Annotated in this window: 16 protein-coding genes; 6 read left to right on the top strand and 10 right to left on the bottom strand. The window is 45.3% G+C overall.

What is annotated here, in order from left to right; genetic code table 11:
• Positions 1-58 precede the first annotated feature (58 nt).
• Positions 59-2,023: an elongation factor G gene (locus G7035_RS08710; RefSeq protein ID WP_019689062.1), complete on the bottom strand. Its 1,965-nt coding sequence runs from the start codon at positions 2,021-2,023 to the stop codon at positions 59-61.
• Between the two features lie 228 nt (positions 2,024-2,251).
• Positions 2,252-2,716: a VOC family protein gene (locus G7035_RS08705; protein ID WP_019689063.1), complete on the bottom strand. Its 465-nt coding sequence runs from the start codon at positions 2,714-2,716 to the stop codon at positions 2,252-2,254.
• A gap of 101 nt (positions 2,717-2,817) precedes the next feature.
• Between G7035_RS08705 and G7035_RS08700 the strand changes: the two genes are divergently transcribed.
• Complete coding sequence (locus G7035_RS08700; RefSeq protein ID WP_019689064.1) at positions 2,818-3,741, top strand: helix-turn-helix transcriptional regulator; 924 nt, start codon at positions 2,818-2,820, stop codon at positions 3,739-3,741.
• An 86-nt stretch (positions 3,742-3,827) separates the two neighbouring features.
• Here G7035_RS08700 and G7035_RS08695 read toward each other — a convergent pair whose 3' ends face one another.
• The 3 genes from G7035_RS08695 to G7035_RS08685 all read right to left on the bottom strand — a co-directional run bounded on the left by G7035_RS08695 (position 3,828) and on the right by G7035_RS08685 (position 7,353).
• Entirely contained in the window at positions 3,828-3,983 is a 156-nt protein-coding gene (locus G7035_RS08695; protein WP_017426013.1) for a hypothetical protein, read from the bottom strand.
• Positions 3,980-5,359 carry an FAD-binding oxidoreductase gene (locus tag G7035_RS08690; RefSeq protein WP_019689065.1) on the bottom strand — a complete coding sequence of 460 codons (1,380 nt, stop codon included), beginning with the start codon at positions 5,357-5,359 and terminating at the stop codon, positions 3,980-3,982. The genes G7035_RS08695 and G7035_RS08690 overlap by 4 nt, the downstream gene beginning before the upstream one ends.
• A 275-nt stretch (positions 5,360-5,634) precedes the next feature.
• Positions 5,635-7,353: a methyl-accepting chemotaxis protein gene (locus G7035_RS08685; protein WP_019689066.1), complete on the bottom strand. Its 1,719-nt coding sequence runs from the start codon at positions 7,351-7,353 to the stop codon at positions 5,635-5,637.
• 723 nt (positions 7,354-8,076) lie between these two features.
• Between G7035_RS08685 and G7035_RS08680 the strand changes: the two genes are divergently transcribed.
• Positions 8,077-8,628 carry a DUF421 domain-containing protein gene (locus tag G7035_RS08680; protein WP_019689067.1) on the top strand — a complete coding sequence of 184 codons (552 nt, stop codon included), beginning with the start codon at positions 8,077-8,079 and terminating at the stop codon, positions 8,626-8,628.
• A gap of 101 nt (positions 8,629-8,729) precedes the next feature.
• On the opposite strand, the gene G7035_RS08675 is transcribed toward G7035_RS08680, so the two are convergent.
• On the bottom strand, positions 8,730-9,572 hold the full coding sequence (locus tag G7035_RS08675) for a helix-turn-helix transcriptional regulator (RefSeq protein ID WP_019689068.1): 843 nt from the start codon (positions 9,570-9,572) through the stop codon (positions 8,730-8,732).
• 141 nt (positions 9,573-9,713) lie between these two features.
• Here G7035_RS08675 and G7035_RS08670 point away from each other — a divergent pair, with 141 nt between their 5' ends.
• Positions 9,714-10,316 (top strand): isochorismatase family protein, encoded by a 603-nt coding sequence (locus G7035_RS08670; protein WP_019689069.1) that lies wholly within the window; start codon positions 9,714-9,716, stop codon positions 10,314-10,316.
• A 161-nt stretch (positions 10,317-10,477) separates the two neighbouring features.
• Positions 10,478-10,729, top strand: coding sequence for a response regulator transcription factor (locus G7035_RS08665; RefSeq protein WP_275973537.1), 252 nt, complete (start codon positions 10,478-10,480; stop codon positions 10,727-10,729).
• Positions 10,730-11,009: 280 nt separating this feature from the next.
• Here G7035_RS08665 and G7035_RS08660 read toward each other — a convergent pair whose 3' ends face one another.
• Positions 11,010-11,519, bottom strand: coding sequence for a TetR/AcrR family transcriptional regulator (locus G7035_RS08660; RefSeq protein ID WP_230877841.1), 510 nt, complete (start codon positions 11,517-11,519; stop codon positions 11,010-11,012).
• Between the two features lie 274 nt (positions 11,520-11,793).
• On the opposite strand from G7035_RS08660, the gene G7035_RS08655 reads away from it, so the two are divergent.
• Positions 11,794-12,621 carry an SDR family NAD(P)-dependent oxidoreductase gene (locus G7035_RS08655; protein WP_019689072.1) on the top strand — a complete coding sequence of 276 codons (828 nt, stop codon included), beginning with the start codon at positions 11,794-11,796 and terminating at the stop codon, positions 12,619-12,621.
• Between the two features lie 303 nt (positions 12,622-12,924).
• Here G7035_RS08655 and G7035_RS08650 read toward each other — a convergent pair whose 3' ends face one another.
• Entirely contained in the window at positions 12,925-13,713 is a 789-nt protein-coding gene (locus G7035_RS08650; protein WP_019689073.1) for an ABC transporter permease, read from the bottom strand.
• 14 nt (positions 13,714-13,727) lie between these two features.
• Positions 13,728-14,657 carry a daunorubicin resistance protein DrrA family ABC transporter ATP-binding protein gene (locus G7035_RS08645; RefSeq protein WP_019689074.1) on the bottom strand — a complete coding sequence of 310 codons (930 nt, stop codon included), beginning with the start codon at positions 14,655-14,657 and terminating at the stop codon, positions 13,728-13,730.
• A 144-nt stretch (positions 14,658-14,801) separates the two neighbouring features.
• Here G7035_RS08645 and G7035_RS08640 point away from each other — a divergent pair, with 144 nt between their 5' ends.
• Positions 14,802-15,263 carry a MarR family winged helix-turn-helix transcriptional regulator gene (locus G7035_RS08640; RefSeq protein WP_019689075.1) on the top strand — a complete coding sequence of 154 codons (462 nt, stop codon included), beginning with the start codon at positions 14,802-14,804 and terminating at the stop codon, positions 15,261-15,263.
• A gap of 197 nt (positions 15,264-15,460) precedes the next feature.
• Here the strand turns inward: G7035_RS08640 and rlmH are convergent, their stop codons facing one another.
• Positions 15,461-15,940, bottom strand: coding sequence for a 23S rRNA (pseudouridine(1915)-N(3))-methyltransferase RlmH (gene rlmH, locus G7035_RS08635; protein WP_013312768.1), 480 nt, complete (start codon positions 15,938-15,940; stop codon positions 15,461-15,463).
• Positions 15,941-16,061: the final 121 nt, after the last annotated feature.

Genomic DNA, 16,061 nt, shown 5'->3' with positions numbered 1-16,061 from the left:
AAAAATTGTTCGTCCTAAATCTACCTACTTTTCGCCTGAATCCTGGAAATGTGTGCGATTAAGGTTCTAATTGAAGGTGCATCTTGGCTTCCGCCTCATCCCATGGCACCGAGTAACCCGCCCCTTTGGCGCAAAAGATAGAGGAGGATGTATACAGTGGGTCTGCCCCTTTGCGGTAGCCCATCCGTTCTATGACTTCCTCCGTATTATGACAGCGATCGTAGCCGCTGAACACGCAACGGATACTGCCTCGTCCATGCGTAAAGGATGCAAATTCGGTACTGTAGTTCATGAAAGTCGACACGGGCACCCTGCCCGTGACCACCGCTTGCGTTCCGGTTGTCTGCGGTGGATTAAAAATACCCGAAGCACGCTGAATATCGGACAGCACCCTGCCCATTTCATCGATAGCAACCTTGATTTTGAAATCGTAATAGGGCTCCAGCAGCACATTGTCCGCCTTCTCCAGCCCCTGCCGTAGTGCTCGAAAAGCAGCCTCACGAAAATCGCCACCATGGGTATGTTCTTTATGCGCGCGCCCCCTCAGCAGCGTAATGTTCACGTCGGTAACCGGCATGCCGGTCAGCAGTCCGTGATGCTCCCGTTCATAGAGATGATTCCGAATCAGATTCTGATAGCTGACATTCAGATCATCGGCATGACATCTGCTATCGAACATAATGCCGCTGCCCCTTTCTCCCGGTTCAATCAGCAGATGCACTTCCGCATAATGCCTGAGCGGTTCGAAGTGGCCGTACCCTTTCACAGCCGATTGAATCGTTTCCTTATACAAGATTTCCGGTTGTCCAAAAGAGATAGCAAAGCCAAACCGCTCTCTAACAAGCTGCACCAGCACTTCCAGTTGAATCAATCCCATGACGCGGATAGAAATCTCCTGCAATTTTTCATCCCAAACGACGTTTAGAGACGGCTCCTCCGCCTCCAGTGTGCGAAAAGTACCGAGCACCTTCTGTACATGTATCGAATTGTCGAATAATACCTTAGATTGTAATGTCGGCTCCGAATCGTAAGCTAACTTGTCCGATATCGACCCCAGACCTTGTCCGGCCTCGGCGGCGGACAATCCGGCAACCGCAAACAAATCGCCGGCCTCCACTTGTTCCACTGGCTGCGATTTAAGTCCGTTAAACAAGAAGAGCCGCGTAATTTTTTCGTCATATTGAACCCCGCCGCTCTCGTAACTAAGCTGTTCTCTCACCTTCAGCCGACCACCCAGCGCCTTAATGAACGTGAGTCTCACTCCGCCTGCATCGTGCCGAATTTTATAAACCCGCCCCTGGAACGAAGCATTCTCGTCATAAGTGGTTGTCGTCAGCAGATGCAGCTGATCCAGAAATTCAACGACGCCTGTATCCTGAAGCGCAGAGCCGTAAGCACAGGGGAAGAGAAGACCCGCCACTATCATCCTCTGCAAGGCCTTCAGCCAGAAGCCGGAATCCTCTCTCCCCTCCAGGAATGCTTCCAGCAAGGCTTCGTCTCTCTCCGCCATGGCCTCCCGCAGCGGCTCGCCGACTATGCCGTCAGCCAAGCTCTGTGTAATGCAGCATACTTCCCCCGTCAACTGCTGTCGGATGTCTGCCTCGGTTCTGCCTACATCCGCGCCAATCCGATCCGTTTTGTTGATAAAGAAGAACGTCGGAATCCGATGTTTGCGTAGCAGCTGCCAGACCGTCTCCGTATGGCCCTGAACACCTTCAACTGCGCTTACAATCAGGATGGCATAATCAATGACCTGAATCGCCCGCTCCATCTCTGGAGAGAAATCGACGTGTCCGGGCGTGTCTATTAAATAATAACTGTCTCCTTTATATTCCATTACCGCCTGATCTGCGAACACCGTAATGCCCCTTGCCCGCTCGATGTCGTGGCTGTCCAGAAACGCATCCTGATGATCCACCCGTCCCCGCGACCGGATACTGTTCGTATGGTACAGCAGCTGTTCCGCAAAAGTTGTCTTACCTGCATCCACATGGGCGAACAGGCCAATTGTTAGTCGCTTCATAGAATCCTACTTTCAACGCTTCTTATTGATACTGCTCATTTTATTAAAGCATAGAAATCAGAAGAGTGGGTAGAAGTTGGTTTGCGCTCACAACTTGCTGGTAAGCCAACATAACTTCAAACTTGGTAGTGGCATCACCACATTAGGGATAGCAAACATAAGATATCGGAAAGTAAAATAACTCTTCAATTAATGCCGAAAGCGAGTATTGTCAGAAATGGGTCTGAGTTACTGTTTGTTTGAAATAACATTATCGAGAAACTGAACTGCGTCACTATTAAATTTCCAGGAGATCCCAAACTTATCAACCAGCATTCCAAAACACGAAGACCAAGGCGTATTTGATAACGGCATCACAACATGGCCGCCATCAGACAAATGTTTAAAGTATTCTTCCAATGTTTGTTTATCATCATTAACTAGACTAATAAATACGTTATTTCCTTTCACTAGTTCCCCTGTTACCGCCATCATGGAAGGCAAAACATCCGACATCATGATTTTTCCGCCTGCAAACTCGACTGAGGACTCCATGATCATATTTAATTCATTCTCCGATAATGGATAGTTTGGATCTTGCGGAAAATCCTTAAATTTAACTTTTTTAACTTCTTTCGCGTTTAAAGCCTTCGAATAAAAATCAATCGCTTGTTCTGCAACTCCATCAAAGTTTAAATATACAATAGCTGACATAAAGTAAAACCTCCTTCGTGTTATACATGCAGTATAATGAATAAGAGGTGACAGATGTATGTCACCATTTATAGATATAGTACAAAAAAAGAAGGAGAACTATGGAAAAGGTCGAGAGGTTAATATCCATCATCATGATATTGCTGAAAAAAGACATCGTTACAACAAAAGAATTCGCACAATTATTTAACGTTTCCAAAAGAACGATCCTTCGGGATATGGAAACTCTGAGTTTATCGAACATCCCGATCTATTCTATTCATGGAATTCATGGCGGCTATGGCATTATGGATGAATACAAGGTTGATAAACGTCTTTTAAGCAACTCCGACTTGGAGAATATATTGACTGCGCTCGGCGGATTAGGACAAATTCTAATTAGTGAAGAAGTTGAAGTGACTATTAAAAAAATAGAAGCCATGGTTAGCCCATTGTCTCCAAAAGGTTCAATCCAACTGTCATTTTATGATTGGGAGGGTCGGTCTGAGATTCTTCAAACCTTGAAGATATGCCAAGAATCGATATCAAAGAGAAAGTTGGTCTCATTTGATTATATAGATAAAAATGGCACCGCGACGAATAGAATTGTCGAGCCATATCAGCTCCATTTTAGCGAAATGAGTTGGTATTTGAAGGGATTCTGTTTACATCGTCAGGGATATAGAACATTTAAATTATCCAGGATCGATCATCTTCTTATGGAGGAAATCACATTTAACCCTAGAGTTGATTCATTGGGACAAGAACATGAAGCAAGTTATCAATCGGAATCAGTCTCTATTAAGGCATTAATTTCGCCTAGCATAAAAGATCAATTTATAGAAAGGTACGGCCGAAAGAGTATTGAAAACTATAGTCCTGATTATCTCTTAGCCACCATCCGTGTTCCTCAAAACACTAATGGATTTCAATTTTTAGCAAGCCTCGGTACAAATCTAGAAGTCGTAGAGCCCAAAGCATATGTTGAAGAATTTCGAAATTATTTAAATAAAATGGTGGCGATATATAATGAAAACCCCAATTAATTCTGATAAATAAAGAGAGAGTGTGGTGGATTCTTTTTATACTAATTCTTTAATTTGGGTGGCCCCGTGAGGGAAAATTTACAGGTTTACGTATCCTCCACTTTCAACGATCTTTTGAGGAGAGACATACCGCTGTTGAAGCCAATGATACGGTTCAGCTTAACGTCGCTATCAGCGAAATTACTAAAGGAGCTGCCGCCGTCAGCTCCTTGTTTTAACTCGTCTGGTGTACGTATTGTCATTTTCTGTCCTGTTTACCCACTGGAATGCTCTGAGCAAAATGAAATACATTATGAGGGTCGTACTTTCGTTTCACTTGCTTCAATCTGCCAAAGTTCACGCCATAATACGCCTTGGGCCAGTTCTTAATCTGCAGATCGGGAAAATTCACATAATTCCCTTTAACAAAGGGACGTAACGCTTTACGGAACCTTTCCACCCACTGAATATTCCGCTCCTGCTCCCCACTATTTCTCCAACGGGCTGACAGTTCGTAGATTGTCTCAGCCTTCCGATGAGGATAGGCCGTTGCAGTAGGCGATACTCGACTCACCGCGCTTCTTGCACCGCCTAAGCTCTGACTCCACACGCTAGAATGCCTGTTGGGTGCTTGAGCTAAAAAGTCGCGTATAATTCGTACTCCTTCAGGCGGTAAAGGTTGGAACCCGTAGGCCCCAGTTATTTTAAACTTTGGTTCCAAATTCAGGTCCGATTCGGCAAAAAAATGGGTTGCTTCAATAAAAGGTACTGTCTTCACCATCACCTTCACCGGGGTGCCTGCTCGCAAGAGCGGTCTAATCAATCGACGCAGCTCCTCTGCACCGCCAAGCAATTGCCCGGTAGATACAATGGATCCCACCTGCTTGGCAGCCACCTCAATGGTTGAGGTTAAGCGGTTTGTGACCGATGGGGCCCAGCGTTGCCAAGCCGGTAATACCTTCTCAAGATCGCTCCATTTCCACGTAATACTGTATATAGAAACCTTCGAAATCGGTCTAATTCGAAATGTAAACTCGGTAGCAACACCAAAGTTCCCTCCCCCTCCGCCTCGCGATGCCCACAACAGATCGGAATGTTTCTTGCTGTTTGCCACAATCGTCTTTGCCCCATACCGCCCCGAAGCTACGACCATCTTCACTTGTTTCAAGTTATCGCACGTAAGTCCATATTTGCGGGAAAGAAGTCCAATGCCTCCTCCCAGGGTGAGCCCAGCTACGCCTACATCGGGTGCAGTCCCCGCCGGAATGGCCACACGCTTATTCCACAGCTTCTTGTACACACGGGCAAGTGGATTTCCTGTTTGGACAATGGCCACTCCATTTTTTCGATCAACTGTAACCTTATTCATCTCGCTCACATCGATAATAATACCGCCATTTACAGTTGAGAAGCCTTCGTAGCTATGCCGTCCGCTGCGCACTCGCAGCCGTATGCCCCGCTCACGAGCCCATTTGACTGCGTTGATCACATCCTGAGTTCGTTGGCAAAAAACAATGACCCTTGGAAATTTGGAAAAACGCCTATTGAACTCCATTCTGGCCATATTGTATGACGGATTCCCCGGAATTACGATCCTTCCGGTTAATCGCGTACTTTTCTTTTGCAACTTTTGTGCCATCTACTTTACACCATCCCCGTTCATGACATAAGCCTTTCTCTTCAGCTTATTTCTATGTAGAGACACCTGGCCTAGTAACGGCACACACCCAGTGTGAATCGTAAAATAGTTCAAACCATATGAACTAAGACATGGTCATTTATCTAAGTTGCCGATTCGCTTTGCGTCTGAGGGGTTACACCTAGAGGTGAGACGATACGCACGCTTTTCAGCAACGAGGGCAGAAAAGGAGCCATCCCTAGTGGGATAGCTCCTTTTCTTATTCTCAGTACGAATTATTCTTGTACAATTCGAAATCTGCTAATCATTTCGCTCACTTGTTGGCTTGATTGTTTCAATTGTTCAGCTGCACTATACAGATGGGAATACGCTTGACTCTGATCGTTAGAAGCCGAACTTATCTCTTCTGTGGCAGAAGCTGCGTCTCGAGCTACATCGGATATCTTGATAATGGATGAGATGACCTGTTCCCTGCTAACATTCATCTGCCCTATATCCCCATCCATCTCTTGAATCGAACTGATGATTTCCTTTAGCATATCCATAATCGATTCAAATACCGTTCCCGACTCCTGAACAATAAGAGATTGTTCAGAGATAATCACCTCTGTTTGATTCATGACCTGCAACGTTTGAGAAACTTCTGCCTTGAGGCGTGCAATAGTTGTGTTAATTCTCTCTGTTGATTCATAAGTCATGGTCGACAGCTTGCGAATCTCTGTAGCGACGACTGCAAATCCTTTTCCGGAATCGCCGGCACGCGCCGCTTCTATGCTCGCATTTAATGCGAGGAGCTTCGTTTGCTCAGATACTTCATTAATCGTTTGTACGATTGTGGAAATCGTAAGCATCTGTTCTGCCAGGCCTTCAATATGTTGTACGACTAATTGGTTTGCTTCTGTCGTTTGGAGATTGTGATCCTGTAACCTCTTTACTTTATCCATGCCACCTCTTAAGACGATTTCAGCCTCCGAAGACAAGCTGGTCATTTTTTTATTCCTTACATTTACCTTTTCAATCGTGTCTGAAAGCGCCATCGTTTCACGGCTCGTTGCCTCTGTCAAGGACGCTTGCTCGGAAGCACCAACTGCAATTTCATTAATGCCTGACGTCATTTCCTCGCCGGTTGCCGTTGTTTGTTCCGCGATAAAGGTAAGTTCATGAGCGGAAGTATTTACACGGCCAATCGATTGGCTTACTGTCGAAATGAGTTCTTTCATACGAGATACCATTATATTAAAATCAGCGGTTAATTGCCCGAGCTCATCCTGGGAGAAGGTACGTATATCGACGGCCAGATTGCCCTCCGCAATCTCTCGCACACGTCCACGCAAATAACGGATTGGATGATGGATGGATCGGATAATCAAATAACCAAGCAACGATGAAGCGATCAAGCCTGCCAATGTTAAAAGGATACTGATCAATCGCAGGAAGCTATATTGTTTTTGTGTGCTGTCCAACATGATTTGGTTATCATCGTAGTACAGATCGCCTATGTGATCCAAAGCGTCTTCCATCTGGTCAAACTTTTCGCTGCCCTCCTGATAAGAAAGAAGATTCGCCCTTTCACGCACAGTTGAATCCTTTGACGATAATCCGTCAATCACTTTCTTGGAGACCAATTCATACGCTTCAACCGTTGCTTCGTAGTCTTGAATCAACTTTTCCTCATTATCAAAAATTGTTCCAAATGACTTATACTTATTAAGTTTCTTCTTTGCTGACTCCTTTTGTTTTTCGTAATCCTCCAGTTGTTTCGAAAATTGCTCCGATCCTGGTTCATAACTGAACAGCGATCGTTCTGCCAACAGCATCTGATATAGGTCGATATCTGCTGTACGAATGAGATCAATGACTTCCGCCCTAACACTAAGGCTCTCCTCAAGCGAGGATTGTACCCGCTTCAGATTGTAAATCCCAACGCCTCCGATCACAAGGCTAGTGATTACAGTAACGACGATCGTTAGAATTACCTTGTTCCTGATCGTCATCGTGAACTTCCTACCTCTCATTATGCCTCACTCCCATCTAGTCCCTCTCGAGGTAATATAAAATAATATTCGACAAATAATATTCGACATGGTTTGCTAAACACCTTTCTATACAGCAGAGTTATGACGAAATCGTGAAATTGTTAGAAACCAAGAGTCACACATGGGATTACGTTTCCAAACCCCATTTTTCCTAGAGAGGGAATGCTTAATTTTTAAATCACAATCGAAATACTCTGCCCCTTCATCCTTCGCTTCATTTTGACAGCAAAGGACCCTTCTGCATGGATTGCAGAAGGGTCAACGGTTAAAAAATGGTGTGCTGTTACGGTTCACCGTATCGGATCTAACGGCAAATAAAAAGGGTCTGTTTACAGTGTCTCACTTAAACAACCACTTTAGAGTAATCCTGGAGTCATTAATCCGAACGATGAGACGACCGTTACATTCGGATAGGTCCATGCGCTGACGATTTTAGCCATATCCCCAACTCACCCACTTGCATTTTTTTTACAAATTGGAATCATACTAACATGACGATGTTCGTTCATTATTCCATCCCGCTAAAGAAAGGCCACCTGCCAAAATGGAAATAATTAGAGGTTTGGGGCTGGTCGCAGGGAGAATCATTACCATGATCCCGCTCATGTTGTTTGTCACTCTATTTATGGGGAGAAAAGCCATTGGGAACTTCCTGTTTTTGATTTTTTAGTTATTTTAATTTTGGGAGCTCTTGTTGGAGCAGATATAGCCGACCCTGATATTCGCCACATCCCAACAGCCTTCGCTATCGTTAGTATCGGGATCGTTCAAAAGATTTTCTCAGTTGGGGTACTTAAATTTCGTTGGTTCGGTAAATTGATAACGTTCGAGCCTATCATCGTTATATCTAAAGGTAAGTTCATAGCTAAAAACATTAGAAAAACGAAATATTCCATAGATAACATCCTGCAAATGTTAAGAGAGGAAAAGATTTTTGATGTCACTCGCGTAGAAATTGCAGTCATTGAGGCAAATGGAAAATTGAGCATTCTCGAAAAGGCCAATCGTTCAAGCTCCTCCACCATATCTTATCCCATTGTTCGGGAAGGGAAAATCGAGAAACGAATCCTCCACGAACTTGGAATAAACGAACTTTGGGTTAATGCCCAATTAGCGGCACAGCAAATTCAAATCAATGAAGTCTTTCTAGCGACAGTTGACGATCTGCATCGTGTATCTATTACAAAATATATGGATAGCGATCTTACAAACTTGCCCCCTGTTCATCACTAGCCTAAGGAGAATTTCATTTATGGCTGTGGAGAACGAGGAGATTGAAGTTAACCTGGTCATAACAAAATGGAATAACTTCAGCGGACGTGGCAAATGCTGAATTATCGAGTAACCGCAGAAAGAAGTTTTCTCATTCTTTCAATTGTTGGGTTATCCAAAGGAATATTTACTGTAACCTGGAGGTCAACGGAGTCCATAGCCTGAAAGGAAAGATGACCAAAACGAAGGGAACCGACAACAGGATGATTAAGCAGCTTTTCGCCTTCCGGCACATTTATAACTTGATGCAACGGCCACCATTCCCGGAACTCCTTACTTTGCTGGTGCAGGTCCTCAATAAACTCTCCCCACCAAGGATCCCCGACTGTATTTGCATAGTTGGCCCGAAACTGGGCTAACCGATGTTTGGCGTTCGCTTCCCAACTGTCACCCAGCATCCGCTTCGCATTATTCGTAGTGAATAGGCGCCATATCGAATTTCTATCTCTTGCCGACATTGCTTCGTAATCTCCAAAAACGAGAATCGCGGCCTGGTTCCAGGCTACGACATCCCACCTTGAATTTACCACAAAGGCAGGGCTTTCCCCCTGTCTGTCCAAAAAATCCTGTAGTAGCCGGCTTACCTTGTTCTGTGGCGCTTGATTACTCGGGGGTAAGTGTCCTGCAGCGAGCAAGAAGAGATGTTTTCGCTCAATGTCGTTCATTCGCAGCGCACGGGACAAGCTATCAAGCACCTGGATGGATACCTGAATGTCTCTCCCCTGCTCCAGCCATGTATACCAATCCACACTGATACCAGCGAGTATGGCAACCTCTGCCCTTCTAAGACCAGGTGTCCGCCGTCTTTCACCGGAAGGCAAACCTACCTGCTCCGGAGTCAGACGGGCCCGTCGGGTACGGAGAAATTCAGCTAATTCTCCGGTCTTTTCGCGTTCCTCCTGCATTTCATCTCATCCCTCCAGTATTTCTTTGTATTCTGGGAGTAACACTCCTAGGTTAATTCCTTCTCTCGTTATTCTATATCATCGATTATATACTGATGTAGTCATATTTTATTACAAGATAAGGTTAGGAGGAGATTCTATATGAACCAACTAAATGGCAATCATTTGAAGGGTGGGGAACGAGCACCGTTATTGGATTGGAACAAGACTTCTCTGGTCGTAATTGACCTCCAAAAATGGATTGGCAGTCAGTATGCTCCTTATTCTGCCGAGATGGTCATTGCAAATTCAGCTAAGCTGGCCAATCTTTTTCGTACCAAGGGGGCTTTTGTGAATCTTGTACACGTATCCAGTAAAGACTTCAAGGATATACCTTCTCCCAAGCTCGATATCACGGTACCTAGATTGAACCTGATAGAGGGCTGGGATGAATTTGTTCCCGAGCTCGGAGTGACCGAGACAGACCATATCATCTCCAAAAAACAATGGGGGGCTTTCCATGGAACAGACCTTGACCTGCAGCTGCGCCGCCGAAATATTGATACGATCGTTTTATGCGGTATATCCTCAGGTATCGGAGTCGATACAACCGCAAGAGAGGCATTTCAGCACGGCTATCAACTTATTTTTGCAATTGACGCCATGACCGGGTTCACCAAGGCCGAACATGAGCATGTACGGGATGTTATTTTTCCGAGGATTGGCCGGATTCGCACAACGGAAGAGATTCTAGAAGGGATTTAGGTTCGCTTTAAAAGGGAAACCCGATTGTGTCTAGAATCAAAATATGCTTTTAAAAATATGGTTGGCTATGGCTCAAGGCCATCCATCCCAAGGATCTGGCTGCAGGCATACGCGTAGTTCATGCCGGAGGCACCTTAATAACGCAAGAGATGGCGGGCAAAATGATTAAAAGCATGAGCATGAACAATACCTCCACCGTAAAAAGTAATGAGTACGGGCTCAGCGCCCGTGAACTTGAGGTGCTGCATAAGCTGGCTTCCGGCCTGCGCAATCAAGACATTGCTGAGGCGCTTTTTCTTAGTGAAGGGACTGTTAAGAATTACATCTCATCGACTTACTCGAAGCTTCAGGTCAAGGGAAGGCGAGAAGCTGCCCGCATAGCCCGGGATTCGGGCATATTGGATCACAAGTAACCATAAACCATGTCATGACCAAAGAACACTATCTCTTTATGACTTTTCCAGCATAAACTCATAGCTACCAAACGTTATAGGAGCTGATGAAGGACATGAGGAAAGTAAGGTCCAAAAACATAGAGAGGCTGCTTCGCTTTCCGATAATCTGGATGCTTATGGGTGCGGTTCTCTGCGCTGTCTGTAACGGCAAGTTTTAAGGTCATCCTTTGCTGGATGGCCCTTTTATCATGTCCCATTCGTGGGGGCTCTTCTTTCTGCAGGCAAAAGGCCGCCTTCCTTATTCCGTTTCATTTGGAGATGTTAACGGATTTTTGAGGGCAGGGAGTAGAACGCCGTCGATTAGCGAAGTGTAGAAAAGCTTGTCGAATGTTTTGCGCTGTACGAGTCCGCGATAAGAAGCCATTGAAGTAATAACCTGGCAGGCCATTTCAATGTCCGCACGGGTGGAGATTTCACCGCGGCCGACGGCCCGCTGCATGAGCTCACGATTCACTACAGCCCACGGTTCGAAAATTTCTCCGTTAATTGATTCCCGATTCTGCGAAAAAAAGGAGCCCAGGCCTGCGAGTACTCGAAGTTTGCGTTCACCTTCTTCGAGCGATTGCGGCTTCAATAGCGCAAGCAGATCATCGCGCAACGTTCCCGTATCGGGCAAGAGGTGAAGCTCAAGATGATTTCGATTCATCCAGGTTAAGGCATCTCGGACTAACTCTGTCTTGGAGGACCAGCGGCGATACACCGTCGCCTTTCCGGCCTTCGCTCTAGCTGCGACCATGTCCATTGTCATTCCATCGAAACCGGCTTCGGCGAGGATGTCGATTGTCGCTTCCAGGATTTTAGCATCCCGCGTGTGATCTCGTTTCCGGCCTAATGTTTTCTCTGGCTTTTCCGCTACTTCGTCAGCTAATTTAGACCCGATTGACTCTCTACTTTTCATTTTATTCATTACATTTAACCTTCCTTTTCGGCACTAATTAGTTTCGGAACTTGACGGTATCGTATTGTGATGCTTTAATTTAAGTATCCCACACAGAACAGGGAATTTAAAGGAGGAGTATACCATGGATAAAAAGGTCTGGTTTATCACGGGGGCCTCTCGCGGTTTAGGACGCATATGGGCAGAAGCCGCGCTCACGCGTGGCGATAAAGTTGCAGCTACCGCCCGCAAATTGGAGGACGTTGCCGATTTGAAGGAACGTTTCGGAGATCTCGCTCTTCCCATGACACTCGACGTAACGGATGCTGAGCAGGTCCGCCAGGTCGTTCAGCGGGCTCATGCCCATTTCGGCAAGCTGGACGTTGTCCTCAACAATGCCGGTTATACTTTGGTCGGAATGATCGAGGAGGCAAGCGAAGCCGATGTCCGCGCTCTGTTTGATGCGAACTATTTTGGTTATCTTCGAGTCATCCAAGCTGCCTTGCCACTACTGAGGAAGCAGGGCAACGGCCATTTGCTCAGCGTTTCAAGCTCCCTTGGGATCGAGGCAAGACCGCTCATCGGCTTCTATTGCTCCTCCAAATGGGCGGTCGAAGGACTCCACGAAAGCCTGGTGCAAGAGGTCAAGGACTTTGGGATTAAGGTGACACTGCTTGAACCCGGTGCCTATGCGACTGAGTTTGGCGCTTCAGGTAGGCGTGTACCGGAAATGGACGTCTATGCCGATGTACGGAAGCAGGTGTTCACGCATCTATCAACCGAGAAACGCGGCAACCCTCAATCGACTGCAGAAGCCGTTCTCAAGATCGTGGACGCAGCGGAACCCCCACTACGATTTGTGCTCGGCTCGGAAGTCCTGCCTATAGCACGCGGCATCTATGCTGACCGTCTAGCCACCTGGGAAGCCTGGGAGACTGTCTCGAATGCAGCGCAAGGCAACCCTATGCAATAAGCCGTTGCAATTGGACTGGAACGGACATCTACATCACTTAGCAGAATATATATCCGATAACCAACCGGCTTTCTATTTTAGCAAAGAGCCTCTCCGAATTTTTTTTCGAAGAGGTCCCTTGTTGTAACTATAGATTTAGCCCTACTTGTGATACGGTTCACCTTATCACTCTAACGGCGAAAAAAAAAGCCGTTGTATTTCGGTTCTCCGAGCTATAGGTAATGAAAGTTTCAGGGCCATCCTTAGCCTCCCTCATCTATGAAGAAAGGACAGGGCGGTCGCCCCTGTCCTTCTTTACTTTAACTAAATTTTTCTATTATATATTTTAACTGTAATTGGAGCGACAATCATAACAAGGAGTATGCCGATAAAGATGGTCATTGATGCGCTTGAAGTGAACTGTCCATGATTGGCTAAATCTTTAAAAGCCGTGACCAAATAAGTAATAGGATTATGTTCAGCTACGCTCTGCAAAAAATGGGGCAACGTATCAATAGGCACGAAGGCGTTGGATAGGAACGACATCATCATGGTAACCATTGTCGAAATACTAGAAATCGTTGATGCGGATTTGGATAGCAGACCAATCAATGCAAATACCCAACTGATTGCGCATGCGCCGAATATGGCCAAAAGCGAAGCGACGATCAACCACCCAAACCCGGCTTCCGGACGCCATCCAAGAATAAAGCCCGTACCGATCGAGAAAAAAGCCGCCGCGACATATCGTAAAATATCTGATGCCACTAAACCAGCCAGTGGAGCAATCCGGACAATGGGTAATGATTTAAACCGATCAAAAACGCCAGTATCCAAATCTTCTCGTAATTGCGTGCCCGTTGCCGATGACGACATGACCAGTGTTTGAATTAGAATTCCCGGCACGATGATTGGCAAGTATCCTTGTACACCTCCAGCAATCGCACCTCCGAACAGATAAGAAAAGACGATCATGAAGAAAATAGGTATTACGGTTACATCTATCAATTTATCGGGATTATGTTTGATTTTCAGGATAATTCTTTTTGCCATTACAACAATATCATACAGAGCGCTCTTTAAGTTGTTTTGTTTGCTTATCATGGATTCCATGTTTATCCCCCTAATTATTTAGTTAGTTCCAAAAACACCTCATCAAGCGTCGGTTTTCTAACCGAAAACTCTTTGATTTCTATATCTTGCTGAGTCAAATCTAATAGTAATCTCGTCATCACTTTCGTGTCTGCCAGCTTAACGGTCAATTTGGTTCCTTCGGGTGAGATCATGGCCTCCTGAGCGATCTCCGCCTTGATTAGTCCTTTGGCTCTTTCGGCGTCCCTCATATACTCCAGAGTAATTTCAAAATGGGTATCGCTTAACAAAGACTTCAATTCATTCGGCGTTCCCTGAGAAATGATTCTTCCATGATTAATTATTGCTAGTCGATCTGCTAGTTGATCCGCTTCCTCCAAATACTGAGTTGTCAGCAAGATCGTTGCCCCGTCGCTTGCCAAGTTGCGGATCACTTCCCACATCTCTCCTCGTGTGCGTGGGTCTAAGCCCGTTGTCGGTTCATCAAGAAAAATGAGTGGGGGCTTCACGATTAAACTCACCGATAAATCCAACCGTCTACGCATCCCGCCCGAAAATTCACGAATCGGTCGATCCTTTGCCTCGGTTAATGAAAACTGGTTGAGAAGTTCAAGAGCCCTCGCTTTGGATTGACTCGCTGATAAACCATTCAATTGCCCAAAGAGCTTCAGGTTTTCCATCGCGGTCAATTCCTCATCAACGGTTGCATATTGGCCCGTCAAGCCAATCAAACTTCGAACCTTTTGAGCGTCTTTGGTGACGTCTTTGCCAAAAATCATTGCTTTGCCTTTTGACACTTTAGTAATCGTTGCAAGCATTCGTAAGAAAGTTGTCTTTCCTGCACCATTCGGACCCAGAATACCGAAGATCTCTCCTTTCTTAATATCCAAAGAAATACCATCGACTGCTCGCTTGTTAGGAAACTCTTTAACGATCTCTTTAGTTGAAATGGCTAGCTCTGTCATTCTGTTTTCTCCTTTGCGCATTTAGTAAGGGTACCTTGCTAATAATATAAGGTACCCTTACTAAATTGTCAACAATATAATTTGAATTACTTCGGTGACCTGATAAAATAGAGGGGGACGGAGAACAAATAAGGGGAAATTATTGTGGATGAAAAACAATTAAACGTCGATATAACCACTAACTTCATGAAATATAATGATTTACTTACGGCGTTCTTAAAAGAAAGCAAACTTAAAGGCAGCAGCGTGTTTACCTCTCCAAATCGAGGGCAAGGGAAAATATTGAGTATCCTTCATCAGACGCCAAGTATTTCCCAAAAGGAATTAGTCAATCAATTGGATATGCGCCCGCAATCTGCTTCTGAAATGATTAAAAAGCTAGAAAAAAAGGGATTCATTGAGCGGTATAAATCTGAAGAGGATCAACGCGCGATGATGATTACGCTAACTAAAGCCGGCAAAGTAGTTTCAAATCAACCCGGAGATTTTCAGCCTGTATTTTTAAATGTTCTAACGATGGATGAAAAACAACAATTTAATCGAATACTCGAAAAACTTGTATCCGAAATTGAACCCGAAGTCGCGAAATTTCGAAACAAGCAATAGGGGCGTCATTTATAGATGCCGAAGGGGGGGTACCAGCAGCACGTCTGAATTTCCGGAGAAGGTAGGTTGCGAAAATCAAAGGGAGCCGTCCCTAAGTCGATGATTTGGGGACGGCTCCCTTTACTGTTTACCTCACTTTTCGCTTGCTATTAATTTTTTTGGGACAATCCAACGTATTGCAGCGAGCAAATTTCGCCCTACTTATGATACGGTTCCCCTCGATTAATCTTCACCGCCCGATAAATTTGTTCCACCAGCACCAATCGCATCAGCTGATGTGGCAAAGTCATTCTTCCGAAACTCAGCTTTTGCTGGGCGCGGCGGAGGACTTCGTCAGAGAGACCATGACTGCCGCCAATGACGAAGACAACATGGCTTGTACCGTAGGTGCCGAGCTTGTCCAATTCCTCTGCGAGTTCTTCCGAGCTCCAGAGTTTGCCGTCGATGGCAAGTACAATCACGTGTGCTTCACTTTTCACATGGGCTAAAATACGCTCGCCTTCTCGCTCCTTAACCTGTCGGACTTCCGCCTCGCTTAGTGTGTCTGGGGCCTTTTCATCCGCTACCTCGATCATTTGAAACTTGATGTATGGCCCCAGCCGTTTAGCGTATTCCTGAATGCCCATGACCAAATATTTCTCTTTTAACTTGCCCACACCTATAAGCTGAATAAACAAATTCCATACCCCTATCTATGTCGAATAATAATGTAAAATCGTATTTACGATCCTTAACTTAAAAACATACCTGTAACATAGTTATTTTAGCATCTGAAACGTCTCTTACCTATCTATTTCC

Origin of the sequence: Paenibacillus polymyxa, assembly GCF_015710975.1 — a bacterium.
Lineage (GTDB): Bacteria > Bacillota > Bacilli > Paenibacillales > Paenibacillaceae > Paenibacillus > Paenibacillus polymyxa.
The sequence above is the reverse complement of the archived record's forward strand: the minus strand, read 5'-3'. Positions and strand labels throughout refer to the sequence as shown.

Excerpts from the sequence above, each read along its gene's own strand:
- G7035_RS08685 (WP_019689066.1), bottom strand. The coding sequence starts at position 7,353 with ATGACGATCAGGAACAAGGTAATTCTAACGATCGTCGTTACTGTAATC.
- G7035_RS08675 (WP_019689068.1), bottom strand. The coding sequence starts at position 9,572 with ATGCAGGAGGAACGCGAAAAGACCGGAGAATTAGCTGAATTTCTCCGT.
- G7035_RS08700 (WP_019689064.1), top strand. The coding sequence starts at position 2,818 with ATGGAAAAGGTCGAGAGGTTAATATCCATCATCATGATATTGCTGAAA.
- G7035_RS08695 (WP_017426013.1), bottom strand. The coding sequence starts at position 3,983 with ATGACAATACGTACACCAGACGAGTTAAAACAAGGAGCTGACGGCGGC.
- G7035_RS08645 (WP_019689074.1), bottom strand. The coding sequence starts at position 14,657 with ATGACAGAGCTAGCCATTTCAACTAAAGAGATCGTTAAAGAGTTTCCT.
- G7035_RS08665 (WP_275973537.1), top strand. The coding sequence starts at position 10,478 with ATGATTAAAAGCATGAGCATGAACAATACCTCCACCGTAAAAAGTAAT.
- G7035_RS08705 (WP_019689063.1), bottom strand. The coding sequence starts at position 2,716 with ATGTCAGCTATTGTATATTTAAACTTTGATGGAGTTGCAGAACAAGCG.
- G7035_RS08660 (WP_230877841.1), bottom strand. The coding sequence starts at position 11,519 with ATGACAATGGACATGGTCGCAGCTAGAGCGAAGGCCGGAAAGGCGACG.
- G7035_RS08690 (WP_019689065.1), bottom strand. The coding sequence starts at position 5,359 with ATGGCACAAAAGTTGCAAAAGAAAAGTACGCGATTAACCGGAAGGATC.
- G7035_RS08650 (WP_019689073.1), bottom strand. The coding sequence starts at position 13,713 with ATGGAATCCATGATAAGCAAACAAAACAACTTAAAGAGCGCTCTGTAT.
- G7035_RS08710 (WP_019689062.1), bottom strand. The coding sequence starts at position 2,023 with ATGAAGCGACTAACAATTGGCCTGTTCGCCCATGTGGATGCAGGTAAG.
- G7035_RS08655 (WP_019689072.1), top strand. The coding sequence starts at position 11,794 with ATGGATAAAAAGGTCTGGTTTATCACGGGGGCCTCTCGCGGTTTAGGA.
- G7035_RS08670 (WP_019689069.1), top strand. The coding sequence starts at position 9,714 with ATGAACCAACTAAATGGCAATCATTTGAAGGGTGGGGAACGAGCACCG.